At 42.8% G+C, this 6,287-nt stretch carries 4 protein-coding genes; 1 reads left to right on the top strand and 3 read right to left on the bottom strand.

Features of this window, described 5'->3' with window-relative positions; translation table 11 throughout:
- The coding region (locus QZT73_RS12715; protein WP_291788503.1) for a metallophosphoesterase N-terminal domain-containing protein at nucleotides 1–913 on the bottom strand (913 nt) is incomplete at its 3' end.
- Nucleotides 914–1,316: 403 nt separating this feature from the next.
- On the opposite strand from QZT73_RS12715, the gene QZT73_RS12710 reads away from it, so the two are divergent.
- The gene (locus tag QZT73_RS12710; protein WP_291788501.1) at nucleotides 1,317–2,510 is read left to right on the top strand and encodes an ATP-binding protein; all 1,194 of its coding nucleotides are present in this window, start codon (nucleotides 1,317–1,319) and stop codon (nucleotides 2,508–2,510) included.
- A 280-nt stretch (nucleotides 2,511–2,790) separates the two neighbouring features.
- On the opposite strand, the gene QZT73_RS12705 is transcribed toward QZT73_RS12710, so the two are convergent.
- Together QZT73_RS12705 and QZT73_RS12700 are read right to left on the bottom strand one after the other, a co-directional pair.
- Nucleotides 2,791–3,963, bottom strand: coding sequence for a hypothetical protein (locus QZT73_RS12705; protein WP_291788499.1), 1,173 nt, complete (start codon nucleotides 3,961–3,963; stop codon nucleotides 2,791–2,793).
- A gap of 283 nt (nucleotides 3,964–4,246) precedes the next feature.
- A partial coding sequence (locus QZT73_RS12700; protein ID WP_291788498.1) for an SMC family ATPase occupies nucleotides 4,247–6,287 on the bottom strand: 2,041 nt, incomplete at its 5' end.

The following is a 6,287-nucleotide window of genomic DNA, read 5'->3' as shown; positions in this document are numbered from 1 at the left end:
TTTCCCGATCGGCATCCCTGAAGCTGTCCCCGTTTTCTTCAAACAAGGGGATATGCATCAAGAGTACTACCAATTTATCCTTGGGAACCAGTTTAAGGTTGTTTTCCAAAAACTGCAACTGATCTGGTCTGAGACCTCCCCAATACCCTTGTCCGTCCCTCGGGTCAGGATAGAGGATGTCTTCTAGTACCACAAAATGCGCATCTCCATAATTGAAGGCATAAGTAGCCGGACCAAAATTGGCAGTAAAGGATTCATCACTGAATTCATCAGTACTGGCATCAAAATTCATGTCGTGGTTTCCCATAACCTGAAACCATGGCACTCCAATCTTTCCCACTACTTCTGAATAAAGTGGAAAAAAGTCTGGCCTATCTCCGACCAAATCCCCCAAAGCTGCCCCGAAAGCAATGCCCTGAATATTTTCAACTTCCGAGACGATCCCTTTTTTGAAATGCGCTATCTCCTCCAAAGTATAAGGCTGTGGATCTCCAAAAATCAAAGCCGTGAACTTTTTGTCGTTATTGCCTTGCAAAAGCCCAAAATCCACCGACTTTGGAAGTTTCCCTGTAGGTGCAACACCGGGATATTTCAGGTTGGCAGGAGAACCATTGGGTTTGTGTATATAGTAAAATTGGGGGATGTTGTTGTCATCGGTCGGCAGTTCATGGGAAGCCGGCTTGATGACGAAGATGGTTTGGTCCTCCGCGATGGGAAGTTCATACTTTCCGTTTTTGTCGGTTTGTACCACTTGAAGGCCATTGGAAACCGCAACATTTGGCAGTCCTTTTTCCCTTCTTTCTTTTTTGCCGTTGGCATTAAGGTCTTCATAGACGGTTCCGCTGACTTTTTGCTGGGCAAATGCAGAACCTGCAATTATCAGGGCAATGAGTAGGAGTTGAATTCTTTTCATAGGGTGTAGTGAATTTTGGATAAAATTAGGAGATTTTGGTGAATGCTGTGTTTTGTAAAGGTTATGCTATGGTTAAGGATGACGAGAGGGGGGATAGGGGGATGGTTTGGTTCAAGACTTAGTCTTGGACCATTTTCTTTGGAGTCTTCAGACCGCCCTTTACTTTTTGGCTATTTACTAGATATAAATTTATGCAGTCTTTAGACTGCCATGTCAATGAATGCTGATTTGAACTATTAAGTAACATCCTTCAGAAAATCGTTGGCAGTCTAAAGACTTGAACCATTGATAAAAAACCCTTATTTATATTTCACAAACCACTGATAATAAATTAAATAGCATGATAATTTTAAATTACTCAATGTATTGAGTAAATTTGCTCAATATATTGAGTAAAATAATTATGGCATACCAAAGGAGAGAAAAAGCAGGTTTGTTGAAACGGCTGAAAGATGAACCGAGGAGGTTTATACAGGTCATCTATGGACCTCGGCAGGTGGGTAAGACTACCATGGTCAGGCAGGTTATGGAAGAACTTGATTATCCCCATCACTTGGTGGCAGCGGATGCTGTTCCGGCAGGGGATGGCTTGTGGATAGCACAGCAATGGGAAAATGTCCGGATCCGGCAGCAACAACAGGCTGACAAACCTTTTCTCCTGGTCATCGATGAAGTCCAAAAGATCGACAACTGGTCCGAACAGATCAAAGCTGAATGGGATAGGGATGCCGTAGAGGGTAGGGATATCCGGGTGGTATTGCTGGGTTCATCGAGGTTGATGCTGCAGCAGGGACTGACAGAATCTTTGGCAGGAAGGTTTGAAGCCACTTACCTCGGGCATTGGTCCTATAAGGAAATGAAAGATGCTTTTGGTCTGACGGCTGAGGAGTTTGTATGGTTTGGAGGCTATCCTGGTGCGATTACGCTGAGGGAGGATGAAGACAGATGGAAAAGCTATGTCCGTGATGCGCTTTTGGAGACGAGTATTTCCAAAGACATCTTGATGCTTACCCGGGTGGATAAACCTGCTCTGATGAAGCGTTTGTTTGAATTGGGATCGGCTTATTCGGGACAGATTCTGAGCTTTACCAAAATCATGGGGCAACTGACCGATGCGGGTAACACCACCACACTGGCAAATTATCTGGAACTCCTGAATGATGCCGGGTTGTTGGCGGGCATGGGAAAGTACAGTCCAAATATGGTTAGAAAGCGCTCTTCCAGTCCCAAGTTTCAGGTTCATAACACCGCGATCATGTCGGGCATTTCCAATGAAAGTCTTGATACTTTGCTTGCAGACCATGAGGCTTGGGGCAGGTGGGTGGAATCTGCCGTTGGTGCGCACCTGATCAATCAGGTATTCAAGGACAAAAAGCTTTCTCTACATTATTGGCGGGAAGGCAATGACGAAGTGGATTATGTGGTTGAATACAAGAAGCGGGTGATTGGACTTGAAGTGAAGTCCGGGAAGACAGGAAAGTTATCTGGCTTAAATGCTTTCGATAAAAAATTCAAACCCGAAAAATCCCTGCTGATCGGTGCAGATGGGATTCCATGGCAGGAGTTTTTGCAAATGGATGTAGTCGATTTATATTAAAAAAGGCAGTTGATATGGCTGCCTTTTTTGGTTTATATTACTTAAAAATATTTATTTAACTCATTGATAATCAAATTATATAGTGTGTTTTTTAAAATTTACTCAATGTATTGAGTAAATTAACTCAATGGGTTGAGTAAAATGAATTATGTTGCGAAGAGTTTTCTTACTGAAATTATTCTTGTCATATCATTTTTATTGAATTTATATGCCGCGCTTGGCAGTCTGAAGACTGCAATGTGAAGGTCCAAGTCTGAAGATTTGAACCGGTCCAGTTTTTTTACTGCTCCAACTGAAGTTTATATAAAGTATAAAAATCCTCTTCAATTTCATTGTTTGCAGCTTTATTGAAATACAGAAAGCCATCCTTTGCAATAAATCCCCAATAGCTATCCAAAAAATTTGGCAGTTTGATATCAGACAATTCTTCTCCTGTTAAAGTGAACACTTTCATTCTTTTTTCCCTTTTGGAGACCTCGGCGTCATATTCAGCGTCGGCTTTAAGCTCATCTATCTCGTATAGTTGATCGATTTCGGCGATTCTTTCTTTTGGCAATCCTTCGAAATACATCAAGTAAACATACCTGTCGTCCACTTGCAGGTTTCTCAAACCTCCTTTGGAGGCATCTAAATACACCTCATAATCAACATATTCTGCAGGCATTCCCTCACTTTGGTTAATATTGATAAGCCTCAGCTCCCTTTTGAAGGAAAGTTTATATGGATGAGTTTTTTCATAGGCATACAAAACTGGATTGGCATCATAGGTGACATAGACAAAATCTTTCCCCACCGCCAGACGGGAATATAAGTCTCCATCATCATAGAATTTCCCATCAAAAAACCGGGAATCTTTTTCCAAGGGGAAAATATGCTCCAAATCAAAAGTCTCAGGATCAATCAAAGTTCCTCCTCTGATTTTTTCCAAATAGCCAGGTTCTGTTCTTTTGCCATTGACTGCACCGCTCCGATAAAGAATCTTTGTATTTCCCCGATCTTGTAGGACAATTGGCCCTCCACCGGTATTTCGCATGATTCCCTTTAATTGGTAATCAGGATTGAAAGGAACAAATTTGCTTTCATTCCCTTCTAAATCGTACCATTTAAGACCTTTTGAGCCTACTACAAAAATGGTGTTATCGTCCCAGAAAGACATTTCAGAAAAAGCATAGCCAAAGGAATCAGGCTGATCTCCTGATTTGTTTATTTCGCTGAATATTTCGCCTTTCTTGTCGATGAGGAAGTATGTGTTTTTCTGATAGTCAGCAGTTAGAAATAGCTCATGGTTAGGTGAAATGTCCAAAAGCATCATTTCTCCCAAATGCTCCACCTGCAGTGAATCCACCAGAACTAAGCTCCAATTAGAATCTAACATATCTTTAGCAGACTGCTTACAGGAAATCAGGGAAATTTGGAATAAGGCAAGAACCACTAGTGATTTTATTGTTTTCATAAATTCCTAAAATTATTTTTTATTGAATCGCTCGTGCTTTGATTCTGTATGGACTATTATTTCGATTATGCCGTGTATTTTGTAGGAAATTTCATAGAATTTTAAGTCTTAATATCTACTCGGGGCAGTCTGAAGACTGCAATGAGGTGGTCCAAGTCAAAGACTTGAACCATTCCTATCTCTCACCCGCATTTGGTCATCAGACAAATTTACTCTCCTAAATTACAATCTCTTTCCCCCTACTACCGACTCATCTCATATCTTAAATCTCACGTCTCATGTCTCAAAACGAATACCCTACCTGACTTCCTCTCTCCGGATCGAGTTCTACTTTGGCATAGACACCAATTTCCTGCTGCAATTCTTCCACATGGGAAATGATACCGACAATTCGGTTTTCGTGGCGGAGGGATTTGAGGGTTTCGAAGACGACCCTTAAGGAGTTTTTGTCCAAAGCACCAAAACCTTCATCCAAGAAAAAGAAAGATTGATCGGCCTGATTGAGTGACTTGACTTTTTCTGCCAAAGCCAATGCCAGACAAAGGGAAGCCTGAAAGGTCTGTCCCCCGGAAAGGGTTTTCAGCAGGCGTTTTTTGCCCCCGTTCAGGTAGTCAATCACCCAGAAGGTATTGTTGTCGTCGATGTCAAGGCTCAGGCTGTTTTTGGTCAGCTTCATAAAGCGCACATTGGCGGTATGGCAGAGCTCTTTCAGGTAAATGGCACTCACATACTTCACAAACCCACTGCCCTTAAACAACCTTTCCAGTTCTCTGAGGTTGGTCTCCCTGTTTTCCACTTTGGCAAAGAGCCCCTGTAATTCCTTTTTTTCCTTCAATTTGGATTGGAGTGTCTTGATTTCTTGCGCCAATAGGGCCTGTGTTTTCTGGCTTTCGCTGTAAGCTGCCTTGCTTTCCTCCAGGGCTTCTCTAACCTTACCAAATTTCTCTACAGAAAATGTCTGCACTCCTTCAATCGATTCCAGTTCCTGGATTTTGCTTTTGACTAATAGGCTTCTGTCCTCAAACTGACGGATCTCGGCATCCACCTTGTCTGCATCCAGAGAATGGTGGAAAAGTGCGATCAAGGCTTCTTGATCTGGGAAGCCATGTTCCACTTTCAGTTTTTCGAATTGGATTTCCAGTTCCTTGATTTTATTCAGGTTTGCCTCCAGGTTTTGCTCATAGGTCCTAAGGTTGGCTAAGTTCGTCGCAGCCTTATTCTTGGTTTCCTCCAGCACTTTGAGTTTGCCTTCCAGTTTGTCTGCCGTCGTCTGTATGTCAGTTTCTACTTTTTGGATTGTTTCATGGATTGTCCTTGCCTCCTTGGCATAAAAGGGCTCACAAAATACAGGGTCATTGATTTCCTCCTTTTTGGAGAGGGCTTTGCTTCGGATACCGATCAATTCCTGTTCTGCAAGCCTCAATTTGTTTTCTTCCTCTTCTAAATGGGCCCTTTCTTTTTCCCATTTTGCCCTTACATTTTTCAGGTGTAAAAGCCCTTCCTCTTTTTTTCTGAATAATGTATCTGATTCTGTGATTTTGTCTCTCAGGGCTTCCTTGGAAGGGATGCCCTGTAAGGTAAGCTGCCGCTTGAGGAAGTCGAGCTTATTTTCGGATTGTTCGAGCTCATCTACCAACTTTTTTTGCTGCTGCAGAAAATTGTCCAAGTGGATGCCCAATTCCCGGTCTTGCTGGGATTGACTTTGCAGCTGCTCCTGATGCTTTTCGAGCTTTTTGATCTCCTCTTGCTTTGCGATCAGGAGTTGGGATTCCCTTTCTCCCTGAAGGGGAGCGGGATGTTCCTGCGAACCACACAATGGACAGGCTTCCCCCTCTTGGAGCAGATGCACATGGGCAGCTAGCCCGGCCTTCTCTTGTAGCATTTCCTTCTCGGTTTCCAAGTCCTGCTTTTGTTTCTTGGTGGCTTCAATAGCTGCCTCAAAGTCAGTGAAGTCAAGCGGTAAAATGGCCTTTAAGCCTTTTCTCTTGTCTTCCAGTAGGGCTGTCTTTTGCTTTACTTCGCTTAGGTCCTCCTGTTTTTTCCGGATCAAATCCTCTTCCTGCTGCCAGTCCTTGGCGGCACTTTTCCATTCGGCCAGTAAGTTATGGTTCGGGACTTCTATGTTTTCCAGCTTTTGCTCCAAAGATTGGATTTCCTGCTGTAATTGTTGGATGCTTTTTTTTCGCGTATTTACCGCAGGTTCAAGCGTTTCTTTTCTTTTCTCCAAGGTTTCTCGCTGGGTTTCCAGAAGTTTGATCTCTATGACCTTTTGCAGGTCACGGATTTTGGCTTCCCTGGCGGATTTTTGGTTGGCTTTTTCTTTT

The organism is Cecembia sp., from assembly GCF_007126775.1.
Taxonomy (GTDB): domain Bacteria; phylum Bacteroidota; class Bacteroidia; order Cytophagales; family Cyclobacteriaceae; genus Cecembia.
Note: the sequence above shows the minus strand (reverse complement) of the source record. Positions and strands in the feature narration are given on the sequence as shown.